This is a genomic window from Verrucomicrobiota bacterium, assembly GCA_016871535.1.
Taxonomy (GTDB): domain Bacteria; phylum Verrucomicrobiota; class Verrucomicrobiia; order Limisphaerales; family SIBE01; genus VHCZ01.
On sequence record VHCZ01000132.1, the window covers coordinates 1 to 16,684 of the forward strand.

Consider the following 16,684-nt stretch of genomic DNA (forward strand, 5'->3'; position numbering starts at 1 on the left):
CGTTTGGACCGGCCCGGAGGATCATTCGACTGCCTGGGCGATTACGTGGGACGAAGCCAACCTTTATATCGGCATGGTCGTAACCGACGATTATCACCAAAACTCCAACAGCGGTTGGAATGGCGATTCACTGCAAATCGCTTTCGCCACCGGCGAACGCACTGGAGCTCCCTCACACCTCTACAATTACGGCCTGGGAGGGACAGACGAAGCGCTCGGCGAAATTGTCATCAACGAAGAAAAAGGACCGGGCGGAGCGCAAGCGGCCATTGTCAGGAATACCGCAGCCAAGAAAACCATCTACGAATTCAGGTTCCCGGCCAGTTCCCTGGAGGTTGCCAAATTCGAGGCGGGAATGAAGATCGGCGTCGGCCTTTGCGCCAATGATGGCGATCTCGAAACTCCGGGACAAAAAGGGTGGAGCGGTTGGGGCGTCCACTCGATCGTGCATGGCAAAACGGGCGCGCAAACCGGACTCGTCACTCTGGCGCCGGGCGACCCGCCCGTCACCAAAGCCCCACCCCTCGAATTCAATGCCGAGCCGGCCAATTACATCACGGCGGACGGCAACATGGCTGATTGGGTCGGGAAGGAGTTTCGCGGCCCGGTTCCTTTTGAAATTCCGAAGACCGGCGGCGGCAAGTTGGTTTATTTCGAGACCCTCAGCGGCACCAGCAGCGTCGCCACGGACAGCGTCTGGGACGGCGCGCAGGATCAAACGACTCGGTTTTCCTTCGCCTGGGATGCGAATAATTTCTATGTCGGCGTCATCGTGACCGACGATTACCACCAGAACTCCAACAGCGGCTGGAATGGCGACGCGTTGCAGCTTCTCTTTGCGAATTCAGCGCGAGACACGGTCACGCACCTCTACAACTTCGGTCTCGATGGGACCGACGGGGCTTTGGGCAATGTGGTGATCAACAACGAAAAAGGTCCCGGCGGTGAGATCGCCGGCATTGTTCGAAACGCGGCCAGGAAGACCACCACCTACGAAATCAAGTTCCCGGCCAGCGCGCTGGGGTTGTCGAAGTTCGAAGCCAAAATGAAAATCGGCATCGGGCTGTGCGTCAATGACGGCGACGAACAGACGCCGGGACAGAAAGGTTGGAGCGGTTGGGGCGTCCATTCCATTGTTCATGGCAAAAGTGCGGATCGTGCGGGCTTGGTCACGCTCGTGGCCGCCAAGGCGCAGCCCGCGCTCACCTTTGACGCGCCGCCTGTCACGCAAGGATTCAACGTGGTGGACGGCGATTTGTCCGATTGGGCGAACCGTCCGTTTATTGGGCCGGTGCCGTTTGAAATCCCGAAAGCGACTGGCGGCAAGGTGGTGCTTTTTGAGACCTTGAGCGGCGCTGCCACGGTCGCGACCGACAGCGTCTGGAGCGGCCCGGAGGATCACACCAGCGTCGTCTCCATGGCCTGGGAAAAGGACGCGCTCCACATCGGGGTCGTGGTCACCGATGATTATCACCAAAACTCCAACAGCGGTTGGAATGGCGATTCATTGCAAATCGCTTTCGCCACCGGCGAACGCACTGGAGCTCCCTCACACCTCTACAATTATGGCTTGAACGGTGAGGAAGGCGCGACCGCCGAAATCGTGGTCAGCAACGAGAAGGGTCCCGGAGGCGCAGACGTCGCGATTTCGCGCACGGGCGTGACCACCACTTACGAACTCAAGTTTCCGGCGTCCGCTTTGGAACTGACCGAGTTCAAAGAAGGCATGAAGCTGGGGATAGGCCTGTGCATCAACGACGGCGACAAAGACACGCCCGGCCAGAGAGGCTGGAGCGGCTTTGGCGTGCACTCGATCGTTCACGGCAAGAACGCGGAAAAGACCGGCCTGGTCACTTTGACTGCTGGGGGAACCGTCGCGTTGGCCCAAGTGAACATCCCTGCAACCCTCTCCGTAAATGCGCCACTTACGACCGCTGGCGGCAACCTGAAAGGCGAGTACTGGAGACGCCCGGTCAATTCCATTCCCACGGATGGCGCGACCAGTTCCACCAACCGCATCGACAACCAAATCAATGGCTTTGGCACGCCGAACGGGACATTTACCGCCACCAGCTTCCATTATCGGGGCAATGACCTTACCCTTATCGACACTTGGCTGGGGGCGGACGCCAAATCGTTTGTCGGGTCGGTCAATAACCTGGACGATGGCGCGATCCGCTTGAGCGGCTTCATTAATATCACCAACGCGAGCACCGTCCGCCTCGGGACGACTTCCGATGACGGCTCCCGGATCACGATTGGCGGTATTGATGTCATTAATAACGACAGTGGGCACGGCGATGCCACTGTGGATACGAACGTGGTCTTCTCCGCGGCGGGCCTTTACCCGATCGAAATCACCTTCTTCAACGGAGATTGGACGAGCGACGGAACGGGGGCAAATCTGAATCACTCGGGCAGCAGGAATCCCAGTGTGCATGGTGGCGCCAATTTCCATCTGCGCGTTGCTGGCACAAACGTCACACCGGCTGTCGCGTCGAGGTTGTTCTACTCCGCTGCGCCCGTCGTGTATGTTCCTGGAAGGCTCGCCGCGAGTCCTCCGCTCACGTCTGCGGGCGGGACTCTCAACGGTGAATACTGGAAGCGTCCTCCCGTTTCCATTCCTACGGATGGCGCCGCCAATCCGGCCAACCGCATCGACAATCTGATCAACGGATTTGGCCCGCCCGATGGGACTTTCCGGGCCTCCAGGTTTGTCTATCGCGGGAATGACCTTACGCATGTGACGAATTGGCTGGGTGCAGACGCCAGTTCGTTCGTCGGAAAAACCAATAATCTTGACGATGGAGCTTTTCGTTTCAGAGGCTACATCAATGTCACCAATGCGGGGCGTATCAATTTGGGCACGACCTCTGACGATGGATCTCGAATTACTATTGCCGGCATTGACGTCATCAATAACGACGGCAGCCACGGCGATGTCACCAGGGATACGAATGTGGTTTTCTCCGCGGCGGGACTCTATCCGATCGAAATCACCTTCTTCAACGGGGACTGGACCAGCGACGGAACAGGCGCCAAACTCAATCACTCTGGCAGCACCGATCCAGCCGTGCATGGAGGCGCCAATCTCCACCTGCGTGTTGCTGGCGCCGATGTGACGACCGCCAGCGCGGCGAGGTTGCTCTATCCGGCAGCCCCGGTCGTTTATGTGCCTGGAAACCTCGCCGTGGCTCCTCCGCAAACCCGCGGTGGTGGCCGACTCCAAGGCGAGTATTGGAAACGACGGCCCTGGTCCATCCCGACCGATGGCGCTACGAATCCCACCAACCGGATCGACCGCCAAATCAGGAGCTTTGGGCCGCCCACCGGCACATTCCAGGCCTCGAAATTGGTCTATCGCGGGAACGACCTGACTCATGTGACGAACTGGCTGGGAGCTGATGCCAGTTCGTTTGTCGGAAGTACCGCGGCTACCAATGATCTGGATGATGGGGCATTTCGTTTTAGCGGTTACATCAATGTCGCCGCTCCTGGCAAGGTGAACCTGGGTACGACCTCCGATGACGGTTCTCGGATTACGATTGCAGGCATCGACGTCATCAACAACGACAGCGGCCACGGCGATGCAACCGTGGATACGAATGTGGTCTTTACTGCGGCGGGCCTTTACCCGATCGAAATCACGTTCTTCAATGGAGATTGGACCAGCGACGGAACGGGGGCGAATCTCAATCATTCGGGCAGCAAGGATCCCAGCGTGCATGGTGGCGCCAATTTCCATCTGCGCGTCTCTGGTGCGGACGTAACTACCAACCGGGTGGCGATGTTCTTCCCGACCGCTCCCGCGGTGACCGGGGTGAGCACCATTCCAAACGGTCTCGTTTCCTACTGGAATTTTGATGGGCATCTCTTGGATTCGGTCAAGTCAGCCCATGGCACGCCTCGCGGGACTACTCTGCTGACTTACGAAGATGGCAAAACCGGATTTGGAAAGTCGATCAAACTCACCGGGACTAATTTCGTGGAGATCACTGGGAGTTCGAATTCCCTCCGGTTTGCAAACAGCAGTTTGTCCATCGCTGGTTGGTTCAGGGTCGATACCTTCGACAAACAATGGCAAGCACTCATCGCCAAAGGTGAGGGCACAAACTACCGCATCGCTCGGCGAGGTGCGGGGAACAACATCGCCTACGCCGGTGGAGTGGGCGAGGGCGTCGATGACGTTCCCGCCATCACCAATGGCTGGCATCACTTCGTAGCGGTCACCGACGCGTCGGGAGCCAAATTCGGCACTGCGCTCTATGTCGATGGAGTTATCCGCAGCGTTAATACCGCCAAAGCGGTCCTCGCCGCAGGCACTTCCAACCTTTACATCGGTGAGAATCCCGGAGCGCTGAACCGCCAGTGGAAAGGAGGCATTGATGACGTCGCCCTCTGGAACAGGGTCCTCACGCAAGATGAGGTCTCCGCACTGTACAATGGGGGAACCGGGACGCCGATCAGCACGATACCTGGTGTGACAACTCCGCCTCCTCTAACCCCACCGGTGGTAGCCAAAATTGACATACTCGGCGTAGGCGCCTCCGCTCTTCTGGGAAGTCCCCTGACCGATCCTGACGGAAATGGACTGGACGCGCTTGGCGGTGCTAAAAGCCCTACTTGGGATTGGGCCGGAATCACCTCCAGCCACGAACCCGACTTCGAAGGTGGGGAAAATGCCTTCAACATCTTCGATCACAAGGTCGGCGGCGGCAACGACAAATGGTGCTGCGATGATCCGATCCCTGGCAAGCCGGTCTGGGTCGCGGTTCAGTTCCGTGGGCCCACCAGCCTCACTCATTTCACCATTGCTAGCGGCAATGACACCCCCGGCCGTGATCCGACGGACTGGGCGATTCAAGGATCCAATGACGGGATCACTTACAGCGATATTTACGTCGGTACGCTCACTCCTTGGACGGCTCGCAACCAGGTGGTCAAGTTCACCCTGCCTGCTGCGTCCAAGCCTTACTACTTCATCCGTTATATCGCCTACGACACGCCAGCGAACTTGCATCAAATCAATGAAATCGAATACTTCGGCACCGTCGCTGCCGCGGTACTTCCCGCTGAGTTCGGTCAGGCAGTCAATGGTTTCCAGGATGACTTCACCGGCGCTACGCGAGATCCGGACTGGAAGGCCTTTGGACCGGCTGGAGACCGCTACGAACAGGCTGCCGGAATCCTTTACGTGAGCACCAGCATAGGCGATCCGAACCACCTGTTGTACACGAAGCCTGGATACAGCAACGACGTGCATGAGGTGCTCGCACGGATTCGAGTCGCGGCCTTTCAGGACAACCACGATTATCCGCGAGGCGGTATTGCCGCTGGCGTGGGGACCAACAGCCAAGGCTTGAACCTGCACTTCCGTAGCAGCACTCAAGACAACGTGCCCGGGCGCCAATTCAAGTTCCTGGATGACCTGCGTGCGTGGGGGCCCGCTGGACTGAGGACCAACGTGCCGCCTCAAACCACGCCCGGCTGGTCGAACAACACCTGGTACTGGCTGCGCATGCGCCTGGATCCTATGGCCGACAAGACCAATTCGCTGTTTGGGAAAGTGTGGGTGGCGGATGGAGTCACGCCTGAGCCTGCGAATTGGCAGTTGACATGGCGTGATTCAGCGATTCCGAAACCGCTCCGGAGAGGCTTCGCTGGCATTACTGGTTCGAGCGTCGATGGAAGCGGCAACGGCTTGGGACACCTTGAAGTGGATTACGTCCTGATCAAAGCGGCTGGGTTGCCGCAGATCAAGGTGGCCTTCGCGCCGACGGGACCGGCGTTAACCGTGCCGATGTTCACGGGAATCGGCAGATTGCCGAACAACAGGCTGCAGATCGGATGGGTTGGAGCCGGGACGCTCGAACAGGCCGATTCTGTGACCGGACCGTGGACCACGGTACCTGCTGCGTCGGCTGTAGGGATAATCACCCCCAGTGGCGTTGCGAGGTTCTATCGGCTGCGGCCATGAGATCCTAGGGAAATTATCGGTTCACAAAGAGACCGGAGGCAACTCCGGTCTTTTTTTTGTCCTTTGGAAGAGCCTGGGTCACTGGCGGAGCTTGTCCTCGGAAATTGGGATCAAACGATCCACATCCAACCCCTCGACGACATTGGTACCACCGCCGACCCAACGAATCTCGATGCGATCGATCCGGGTTCTTTGACCCAAGCCGAAATGCGGATACGTCCCATAATGGCTTTGGTACCCTCGGCCGCTATGAACTTCGGCAACAAGCGTCAGGTCGCCAGCCACCATCTTGATGCGCGCGCCGACGCCATCCCGGTTGCTGCGCGTTCCATGCGGCCGGATTTGAACCCAGTGGTTTCGACTTGGGCTGTTGTTCCGAAGAATAGTGGGTTCCCGTCGTGAGTTGAGGATGACGACGTCAATCCGCCCGTCATTGTCGAGATCGTCAAAGGCAGCGCCGCGGCTGCTGCGTTTTAGGGCCAAACCGTTCCCGGAGCGAGCGGAGATGTCAACGAACTTCCCCTGGCCGGTGTTCTGCAGCAGAATGCTTCGGGCCTCGTAGCTGGTGGTGTCATCCCAGTGTTGGATGTTGTCCTGGAGATGCCCGCACGCGATCAAAAGGTCGCGGTGACCGTTGTTATCCAAATCCACCATGCCGATCCCCCAAGTCACCTGATTGTAAGTGCCAGTTCCGGCCCCTGTCCTGTGAGTGACGTCCGAAAATAGTCCTCCACCTTCGTTGCGGTAGAGGATAGCCCACTGCTTCTGGTAGGAAGTCATATAGAAATCAAGTTTGCCGTCATTGTCGTAATCCCCACATTCCACTCCCATGGTGCCGAGACCAACTCCGTTAGCGTCGTAAGCCAGCCCCGTGAAAAGACCGACTTCCTCGAAATGACCCTTGCCGTCGTTCCGCCACACAAAATTGCCCATGCCATCGTTGCCAACAATGATGTCGGTGTCGCCATCATCGTCGTAGTCGGCGCAGACGACTCCCATGCCCGTGCCCGCGTGTGCCGCAATGCCAGATTCGCGGCTGATGTCGGTGAACGTGCCGTCTCCGTTGCTGCGGAAGAGCGTGGCCGGAACCGGTCCGTAAATCATGGGGCCCGCGTAAGCGGGGTGGCCATTGATACTGCGCGCCTGATGCTTTGCTATCGTGAAGTCGCAATAATCCGCCACGTAGAGATCCAAATCGCCATCTCCGTCGATGTCCAAAAAACACGCGCCTGCGCCAACCTTGTAGCCGTTTGCAACCCCGGCGGCAGCCGTGACATCGGTGAATGTTCCATCTCCATTGTTCCGGTAAAGAATGTTCGGTCCGAAATTGTTCAAGTAGATATCCGGATCGCCGTCGTTGTCATAATCGCCGACGCATACTCCCAAATGGTAACTGGTATCGGCGAGCCCCGCCGCCATCGTCACATCCGTGAACCTCCACCCTCCGTCGTTGCGGTAAAAGGCATTTCGCGGTGGTGGTGTGGTGGGTGGCGAGCCCGGCAGGGGCGCTCCGTTCAGAATAAGTATGTCGATCTTGCCATCACCGTTATAGTCGAAAGTCGCCAAGCCAGACGCGACACTCTCCACGATGTAGCGGCGCCCCGAACTCCCATCGGTATGAACGAATTTGATTCCGCTCTGTAGTGTCACGTCCTCGAGTTGGATCGGCGACGGGGTTTCCGCCGCACGGAGCAGAGGGGCGAACAAAAGAAACACGAGCAAGTTGAGACGAAGCCGTAAGTAGGCAGTTGGTATAGGGGAGCACACGCGCCCTCGCGTGTTTCGACCGGCGCCTCGCCGGTCGAAACGAGAGCGTCGATCAATCACTGAACGGTGACCTGTTCGGGTGCGCCCATGTGGTCGGCGAGGGCGCCGACCACTGCACGGGAGGGCGCGTGCGCTCCCCGCCTCATCTGAGAAGTTACGGCTAACGCTGTTGTTCATGGCAGTTGAGCTGGCGCAGGCGGGGTCTCGAGGCCGCGACCTTCCACGAGGGTGATCAGACGGTCCACGCCAATGTTGCGGACCGTATCCACGCCGCCGCCAATCCACTTCACACGGATTTGCTCAATTGCGCCGCGCTGGCCCAGGCCAAAATGCAGCCGTTTTCCAAAGTCACTCTGGTAACTGCGTCCGCTGTGGACTTCGTCAATCTGGCTCAGGTCGCCGGCCGTGACCGTCACCCGAGCGCCGATGCCATCGCGGTTGGATTTCGTGCCGCGGAGTTGGATCTGAATCCAGTGATTGGTTTTGCTGGAGTCGTTTCTGAGGATAGTTGGTTCGCGCCGCGAATTCAGGATAACCACGTCAAGATCGCCATCATTATCGAGGTCATCGAACGCCGCCCCGCGACTGCTGAGCTTGGGGAGTAAACCATCGCCGCAAAGCTCCGATACATTCACGAACCTTCCTTGAGCCGTGTTCCGCAGAACGATATTTCGGGCGTTGTAACTGGTCGTACTGTCGAACTGCTCCACATTATCAATCAGATGGCCGCAGGCGATGAAGAGATCCCGATGGCCATCATTGTCCAAGTCGATCATACCGATGCCCCATTTGACGTGCGGATAGGTGCCGGCGGCCGCCCCGGTCTGCCGGGCAACGTCATCGAAATAAGCCCCCTTGCGATTCTCGTACAGGGTCGCCAGTTGGCGCTGGTACGGCGTGATATAAACATCCAGCCAGCCGTCATTGTTCCAATCGGCGCATTCCACACCCATCGAGCCTTGGACATTTCCAAAGGAATCGTAGGCCAATCCCAAAGCGGCGCCGACCTCCTTGAACTTCCCGGTGCCGTCATTCTGCAGGACAAAATTGGGACGCAAGTCGTTTCCCACGATGACATCCGTATCCCCGTCATTGTCAATGTCGGCAGCAATCACTCCCATCCCGGCCCCCAGCAGTGAAGCGATGCCGGAACCCATACTGACGTCGGTGAAAGTCCCATCGCCATTGTTGCGAAAGAGCACATTGCTAGTTGCCGGGTAATGCAAGGGGCCGACGTACGCAGGAAAGCCGTTCATGTGGGAGATTCTGTGGTTCTCAAAAGTAAAGCCCACGTAGTTGGCCACGAACAAGTCCAGATCCCCGTCACCATCCATATCCAGAAAGCAGGCTCCGGCGCCAACGCGGTTTCCTACCGCCACACCGACCTCTCGCGTCACGTCAGTAAAGGTCCCGTTGCCGTTGTTCCGATAGAGAGTGTTCGGCCCAAAATTGTTCAAGTAGATATCTGAGTAACCATCGTTGTTATAGTCGCCGACGCACACCCCCAGATGATAATTGGTATCGACCAAGCCGGACGCCCGCGTCACATCCGCGAACTTCCATCCGCCCTCGTTCCGGTAAAGGGCATTTCGCGGCGGGGTCCGCATGGCGGGCGAGCCTGGCAAAGGCGCTCCATTCAGGAAAAGAATGTCGATCCTCCCATCATTGTCATAATCGAAAGTTGCCAACCCCGAGGCAACCGTTTCAACGATGTAGCGCCGCCCAGAACTGCCATCGGTATGAATAAAGTGGATGCCGGTTTGCTGGCTGGCGTCTCTGAGTTGGATCGGGCTGCTCGACTCGGCGGCGGTGAGACGGGAGATGAACAGCAATCCCGGAATTGACCAGCTCGCCAATAAGCAACTGGGATACGCGGTGTGGCGCGCCACGCTCATCCTACGGGGTCGATTGGAGCTGCTGGAAGAGTTGCTGGTACGTTGTTTCGTCAGGGCTCAGGGCCAGAGCCTTCTTCACGGCTTCCAGGGCGCCAGGTCGGTCGTTGTTTCTCCAGCAGGCCACCGCCAGGATATAGTAATTGGAGCCGCTCGGCTCAAATTCGATGGCCTTCCGAGCCAGCGACTGCGCCTCGACCGTCTTGCGATTGGCGCGCAAATAAAGTTCAGCCAAGGCACGATAGCCCTCGCTCCAATCGGGGGTCAGTTCCTTGACCTTCTGATAGGACCTTTCCGCCGCATCGAACTCTTCAAGCCGGCCCTGAAGCCGGCCCAAGAAAAAATGATTCAAGCTGTTTCGAGGCTGCTCAATCACAAGTTGGTGGAAAACCTCTGCCCCTGCGGCAAGTTCGTTGCGCTTCACGTAAAACGCCTCCAGGGCGGCCCGGTACATGGGATTGTCAGGGTCGAGGACTGCTGACCTGCGAAAAAGGCCGGCCGCCTTTTCGTGATGTTCGTGAACGTGATGAATCTGGGCCGCGCCGAACAGAGTTCGGGCCACAGTTTCGCGGACCATCTGCAGACCGTTCAGCGTGTCCTCCTGGGCACTTCGGTCGGTCAGGTCTTTGCGATCAACGGCCTCCAATTTCACGAATTGCTCGCGATACCGTGCCGCTTCCTCGTTTTGCCCCAACCTCAAACATGCGGTATAGAGTCCAAAATATGCCTGAGTGTGGTTTGGCATCAACTCAATCGACCGCCGAAAGCCCTCCTTCGCCTGGGCAAAGTTGCCGGACTGCATATGGGCTTGCCCGAACAAGTAACAGCTTTCACTAGCCAGTTCTGGCAGCCCGACAGCTTGTTGGAGAGTGCGCACGGCCTCTTCGGTCCGGCCCAAATCCATCTGAGCCCGACCCAAACGATTCAGAACATCTCCGGTCACTGGGCCTCGCTTCAGCGCTTCCTGGCAAAGCCGGACGGTTTCCTCGAGATCTCCCTTTTCGTACGCCACTCGCGCCAGAATTTCGTAGGCCTCCACTCGGTCGGGGCGCAATTCAAGGCACTTCTGCAAATGCTTGGCCGCTGCCTCTGATCGGCCGGTGTTGTAATACGCTGAACCCAACAGAGCGTACGCCAGGGCATCGTTCGGATACGCCTCGGCCACCTGTCCCGCTACGGCCACAGCCTCCTGCTTTAGGGCTGTCGCCTCCACCTCCGGCCTCGAAGCCGCTCCCCCCTGCACGCCGCTGGGCCCAAGTTTAATCGGTTCTGCGGCTGGTGTGACGTTATGTTCTTTGCTGGGGCCCGGCGCTCGCGAAGGCTCGCGCCTAAACCACCACGACCCACCCAGCACCACTCCGATAAAAACAACCCCCGGAATCGCGAGGCGAGCCATCCAGAGCCGTGAGATTTTCACCCTGTCCCTGGCGCCTTTCCGCGAGCCGGCGGGTGAACTTGCTTTTTTCGCTTTAGGAATCACGAATCGCCTGAACTGTTAGCCCGTGACAATAGGAGCTTCCGCGAAGGAGGGTCAAGCCGAGAGCGGCAGCGTTGCAGCGTGCAAAGGTTCTAATTTTTCCCCAGAACGCGGCTGAATTCGTCATAGCCAGGCGCCCGCAGGCCAAGCAGACCCACGTGGCCTTCCGACATTTGCTTGTTACAGTCCTCGCTGTGGCTGGACATTCCACCTGTCCGGACTTTCTTCTGGCTGTTGACACAGAATTTGACAACGGCTTTATGTTGCCGCACGTTCTGCGCCTGCCATATCTTCAGTGCATCATGGAAAAGAAAGATGCCTCCCCGTTCAAAGGCCCAGCCCGTTTCGCCGCCGCTTGGCTATGTTCCGCAATTGCCACTTGGGCCATTGCGCAGGCGGCAGACCGGCCCGTCGTTTCGACTCCCCGAGCCACCTCCGGTGACACCGCGATTGAACCGGACTGGTCGCAACGCCTCACCATCACAGTCGGGCCAGGCCAAGCGGATCTGGTCGGCACGAACGCTCGCGCGTTGCAGGCGGCGGTCGATTACGTGGCCCGGTTGGGCGGTGGAACCGTGCGTGTGTTGCCAGGGACTTATCGTTTGCGCAATGCGATTCTACAGAGCCGCCAGGTCGGCGTGCTCTTTCGCGACGAAAAGGACAAGAGCTTCGCCGGCCATCGCAATCGCATCGAGAACAACCGGATTGTCGATAGCGGCTCGACCAACGGCGTGGCTATCGACGTCCAGGGTGCGACCGAGGCTGTGGTGCTCTCAGGCAACGAAATCATTGAGACCCGCCAACCGGCCGACCGCATCGCCGTGCGTCTCGGTGCCGAGACCAAAGCCATTCAAGTGGTGACCAATCAAATCTCCGGCTTCGCCTTGGCGGTGAAGCAAGTGAAGTAGCCAAAACGGCGAATGGGTGTGAGGAGCCAGGCAAATCCAGGCGGAAACCGCAGCGACGACGTGGTGCGTCGTCACAAGGAGTATCTCTGGCCTGCCGTCGCGAACTTTTACCAGCAGCCGCTCGTGGCCGATCGCGGGCACATGCAATATCTCTGGGACGTTGAAGGACGCCGTTACCTGGACTTCTTTGGAGGCATCCTCACCGTCTCGGTGGGCCACTGTCATCCGAAGATTACGGGTCAGATCAAGGAACAGGTTGACCGCCTTCAACACACTTCGACTCTTTATCCGAACGAGCAGATCGTCGCGCTGGCCGAGAAAATCGCGCAGATCACACCCGGGAAACTCGAAAAGAGTTTCTTCACAAATTCGGGGACGGAAGCCAACGAAGCCGCGATCCTGATCGCCCGCATGGCCACCGGGAGGTTCGACGTCGTGGCCCTGCGCCACGGCTACTCCGGAGGTTCATCGCTCGCGAAAGCCGTGACCGCGCAGGCGCCGTGGCGCAAGGCCGGGGTGGTCAGCGTGGGAGTTTCCCATGCGGTCAATCCCTACTGTTATCGTTGCCCACTGCACTTGACTTATCCGGATTGCGGCGTGGCCTGCGCGGGCGACGTCGAAAATCTGATTCAGACGGGCACCAGCGGTTCGATTGCCGCGTTCATCGCCGAGCCGATTCAGGGCGTCGGCGGGTTCATCACGCCGCCGCCGGAGTATTTCAAAATCGTTTTCAAGATCATCAAGAATTACGGCGGCCTGTTTATCGCTGACGAGGTGCAAACGGCGTGGGGGCGCACGGGGAAAAACTGGTTTGGGATCGAGCATTGGGAAGTGACGCCGGACATTCTGACCAGCGCGAAAGGCCTGGCCAACGGCGTGCCCGTCGGCCTGACCGTGACGACGCCTGAAATCGCCGACTCGTTTCAAGGATTGACCATTTCGACATTCGGCGGAAACCCGGTCACCTCGGTGGCAGCGCGAGCCACCATTGAATTGATCGAGGAAGAGAACCTCAGAGAGAACGCGCACACTGTGGGCGCGTATTTCAGGGGAAAGCTCGATGAGTTGAAGGAGCGCTATCCGTTGATCGGTGACGTCCGGGGAATGGGATTGATGCAAGCGCTCGAACTGGTGAAGGACCGCAAGACGAAGGAGCCCGCGCCGGAAGCGACAGCGCAGTTGATGGAGCGGGCACGCGCGCACGGATTGCTCATCGGAAAGGGCGGCCTCCACGGCAACGTCATCCGCCTGGCCCCGATGCTGAATATCTCCAAAGGAGACGTCGATGAAGCGGTGCGAATCCTCGACGAGTCTTTGGGTGAAGTCCGCGTGTAGGGAGTTCAGCCCACGAAACGCGCCAATGACACGAAAAGGAGAACCGCTGAAAGCCAGAGTGCTCACCCAGTGTTGAGGAGAACGGCGTCGGCAACACGCTCCCAATTCGTGTGTTTGGTGTGTCGTGGGCCTGATCGTTCTTCCATGAACCGCAGGGTAGGGCGAGCCTGTCCCCAGCGAGCCGAGTCGGACGTATTCACGCACGTCGCGCGGGGACGGACTCGCCCTACCGATGCGCGGTTCGTGGGCGGTCAGATTTGAGACGAGGGCAACTTCCCATGCACCAACCCACCCCTTCGCCGCTCCGGGAGGGGAACTTCAACAGAGGTGCGGAAAGCAGCGTGCGTGCTGAAGTCATTTCTCGAGCATCGCTCGCCAATTCTTGAACTCCTCCAGAACCTCCTCCCGCGAGCATCGCTCGCGATAGATTGCCCGGGCGCGGTAGCCGTATTCTTTGGCCACTTCGTATTCGGGGATGATGAACTGCCAGTCCCAGGCAGGTTGCGGGGCAGACGGCGGCCCTCCGCCGCTCGGCGAATGGGAGAAGCGGATTCCCTCCGTCCGATCGAACATGAGGATGTATTGATGAGAGCCGAAGAGACCGTAGTAGAGCGGGTCACTGAACCGCAGCGGCGACACGCTTTTGTAGAGCATCGGCCGTGTATTCGGCATGAATTGGAGTTGGGTCTTGTCCGCCAGGTGCAAGACCGTGCTCTCGTCGTTGTGCGTCTGCGTGCACAACTGCACCCAGCCTTTGTCGTCGCGGAAGTAAATGGACTTGTTTTCCGGGGCATCGATGTAGCTCGCCCAGAACAGCCCGATGTAGCCGTGCGTGAAGACGTGCTGGTGCGGCTTGCAGCGAAAGGTGAAGTCGATGTAGTGCGGGGCGACCAGCTTGAAGCGCGTCCAGCTTTCGAGATGAAAGGTCGGCGTCGGCGCCTGGTAAAGCTCCGCCTCGCTCTCGGAAATCCTTTTGAAGGTCATCGGCGCGTTGCGCGGCTCGAACGTGACTTTGACGTCACCCCGCAAATCGTGATCGCCATCGAAAATGTGCTCGAAGTTTAAGCCTGTGATGGTGAAGAGGGATTTGGGATTGGTGCGGTGGGTCAGGCGATGGACGCCGTTGTAGCCTGCCCGGTGGCCTTCGTAAGCTTCGTTATCGCCAATCACCGCCGTAAGATCGCCGATCTGAAATGTTTCACGGGCCATAAGTCATCTCTTTCCAAGTAATTTAATGCGATTGGGGAGCGCACGCGCCCCGCGTGCTGTGGTCGGCGCCCTCGCCGACCACAGTCTTCAGTCTGAAAAAACGATCTTTGAGAAGAAGGTCTCTCCGAGGATCCGACCGGCGAGGGCGCCGGTCGGGACACGCGAGGGCGCGTGTGCTCCCCACGGCTGCTGCATAGTTCACGGCCTTGAGCACAAGTGCATCAGTTCACGCTTCAGAATTCACGGCCTGGATCAAGGCTTTGATGTAGCCGTAGCCAAAAGCAAACGCCTGGAGGCCGCCCGGATCGTCCGCATGACGCGGCATGTGGTCGGGACAAATCGCGCCGGCGAATTGGGTGTCGCGCAGCACGCGCATGATGGCGAACAAATCCAGCACGCCTTCGTCAGGATAAACCTCCTCGAAGTGGTGCAAGCCGCCGCGAATGTTGCGCATGTGAATCTGGTGGATTTTGTCACGCCGGCCCAGGTATTCGACAATGGGGAGAATGTCCGCCTGCGGATTTTCCAGGCCTTCGGCGGTGGTGCCCAGGCACAATTGAAATCCGTTGTGCGGGCTATCCACGATCGCTTCGTAACGCTGGATCGCCTCGAAGATCGCCGGCGAATCCCAGTTGTCCGCGCCCTGGTAACCGAACGGAAGTCCGGGCGGATCGTACGGGTGGCAGGCCATTTTCACGTCGAGTTGTTTCGCCGCCGGGATGACGTTCTGGAGGAAATACGTGATGCGTCTCCAATATTCCGCTGAACTGACGCGTCCTGATTTCCCGGTGGGCAAGCTTTTCCAATCGTCCTCGAGTTTGAAGGCCGCGTAAGTCGATCCGCCCCGGCCTGGCGTGCGCGCGTTGCGGCGGATCGGAATCACCGTCCAATGATACGTGATGATCTTCACGCCGACGTCGGCGGCCTTCCTGATATTGCCGAGGATGGTTTCGATCTCATGATCGCGATCTGCGCCTTCGGGCAACGTGATATAGTCGGAGTCCATGCGGATGGCCTCGAAGACCACGCCGAGGCGATCGCAATTCTCCTTCATCCTCGCAAGTTCTTCCGGATCCCAACCGCCGCCCTGCGGCCGTTTCCTCACCGACGCCGTAAGATGCTTCACGCCGTGGCGGAGGTTGTATTCGAGATTTTCCCTGGACGTGATGCCATCTTGGCCGGCGACGCTGTGGTAGTCGCCGCCGACGTGCATCAACAAGTTCTTGCGCGGGGGTGTTTGAGCGCGCACCGAGTCGGCGACAGGGAGCGTGGCGCCCATCGTGATTCCGCCCAGCCATTTCCCGAACGTTCGTCGTTTCATCATATGAATCACCTCCGAGGTTCAATCAAGCGGAAGGCGGCAATGTTGGTGGACCTTGCGTGGCTTTGAGGTAAGCGCGATATCGACTTTGTAGCGCACGCAAGAACTCAGCGCGTCCCGTCGGGGAAAGGCGTGCCAATATCGGCCCCAACAGCCGCTCCACCTCGGCATCCGCGTTTGGGAAGTCTTGTGGAGAAGCATTGTCGCGCGGCCAACGCCGCGAGGAGCCTTTCCAGTGCCGGGTTCACGCAAAAGCCGTTCGCACGATACGTTCTTCCTTCGCAGCGTTCATGTCATGATGCCAAAGGGCAAGTTTGTCTTGAAGGTGACGCAACCGGGCATCAAGGCGGGCCGCAAGCTCGTGGTCCGGAAAGGCCGAATGCGTGGTCACTCTCTGGAGAAGCTGGCCCCAGGAAATCAATTCCACCACCCAAACTCGATGTTGCTCTTTGGCCGGTCCGGGTTCTTCTCTCGTGAGGTGCTGGGCTTCCCAAGGACCGAGAGCGGAACAAACCTCGTTCCAGTCGTCCACGGCGGAGCGGAATTTTCGCAGCATGCGCGCCTCGAAGCTGCCGATCTGGCCTACTTCAAGCGGGAGCGCTGCTGTGTTTGAATTGCTCATGAACAGAATCTACGCGGCGCGGTTCGACGCTTCAAGCCGGGGTTCTCTAAGTGGTCCGTTTCGTAAATACGCTCACGTTCGTTGCGCCCAATTTGGCCTGGGGCAAGGCGCGACGAGCGAGCATCCCCCGCCAGTGGGGCTGTGACCGAGGAGCAACGCAGCCCCAGGCAAAATTC

Annotated in this window: 9 protein-coding genes; 3 read left to right on the forward strand and 6 right to left on the reverse strand. The window is 58.8% G+C overall.

Going from position 1 to position 16,684, the window contains the following annotated elements:
* Positions 1–5,977: hypothetical protein (locus FJ398_16755; GenBank protein MBM3839582.1), on the forward strand; the 5,977-nt coding region annotated here is incomplete at its 5' end.
* 78 nt (positions 5,978–6,055) lie between these two features.
* On the opposite strand, the gene FJ398_16760 is transcribed toward FJ398_16755, so the two are convergent.
* From FJ398_16760 to FJ398_16770, 3 genes are read right to left on the reverse strand one after another with little or no spacing between them, the layout of a single operon-like run.
* A complete protein-coding gene (locus tag FJ398_16760; protein ID MBM3839583.1) occupies positions 6,056–7,921 on the reverse strand; it encodes a CRTAC1 family protein in 1,866 nt (621 codons plus the stop codon).
* Positions 7,918–9,639 carry a CRTAC1 family protein gene (locus FJ398_16765; protein ID MBM3839584.1) on the reverse strand — a complete coding sequence of 574 codons (1,722 nt, stop codon included), beginning with the start codon at positions 9,637–9,639 and terminating at the stop codon, positions 7,918–7,920. Before FJ398_16765 ends, FJ398_16760 begins: the two co-directional genes overlap by 4 nt.
* 1 nt (position 9,640) lies before the next feature.
* The gene (locus tag FJ398_16770) at positions 9,641–11,032 is read right to left on the reverse strand and encodes a tetratricopeptide repeat protein (protein MBM3839585.1); all 1,392 of its coding nucleotides are present in this window, start codon (positions 11,030–11,032) and stop codon (positions 9,641–9,643) included.
* Positions 11,033–11,373: 341 nt separating this feature from the next.
* Between FJ398_16770 and FJ398_16775 the strand changes: the two genes are divergently transcribed.
* Both FJ398_16775 and FJ398_16780 read left to right on the forward strand, forming a co-directional pair.
* Entirely contained in the window at positions 11,374–12,021 is a 648-nt protein-coding gene (locus FJ398_16775) for a hypothetical protein (protein ID MBM3839586.1), read from the forward strand.
* Positions 12,022–12,033: 12 nt separating this feature from the next.
* Positions 12,034–13,356 carry an aspartate aminotransferase family protein gene (locus FJ398_16780; protein ID MBM3839587.1) on the forward strand — a complete coding sequence of 441 codons (1,323 nt, stop codon included), beginning with the start codon at positions 12,034–12,036 and terminating at the stop codon, positions 13,354–13,356.
* Between the two features lie 354 nt (positions 13,357–13,710).
* On the opposite strand, the gene FJ398_16785 is transcribed toward FJ398_16780, so the two are convergent.
* The 3 genes from FJ398_16785 to FJ398_16795 all read right to left on the reverse strand — a co-directional run bounded on the left by FJ398_16785 (position 13,711) and on the right by FJ398_16795 (position 16,508).
* Positions 13,711–14,565 carry a hypothetical protein gene (locus FJ398_16785; GenBank protein MBM3839588.1) on the reverse strand — a complete coding sequence of 285 codons (855 nt, stop codon included), beginning with the start codon at positions 14,563–14,565 and terminating at the stop codon, positions 13,711–13,713.
* A gap of 226 nt (positions 14,566–14,791) precedes the next feature.
* Positions 14,792–15,889 carry a TIM barrel protein gene (locus FJ398_16790; protein MBM3839589.1) on the reverse strand — a complete coding sequence of 366 codons (1,098 nt, stop codon included), beginning with the start codon at positions 15,887–15,889 and terminating at the stop codon, positions 14,792–14,794.
* Positions 15,890–16,130: 241 nt separating this feature from the next.
* Complete coding sequence (locus tag FJ398_16795) at positions 16,131–16,508, reverse strand: hypothetical protein (protein MBM3839590.1); 378 nt, start codon at positions 16,506–16,508, stop codon at positions 16,131–16,133.
* Positions 16,509–16,684 lie beyond the last annotated feature (176 nt).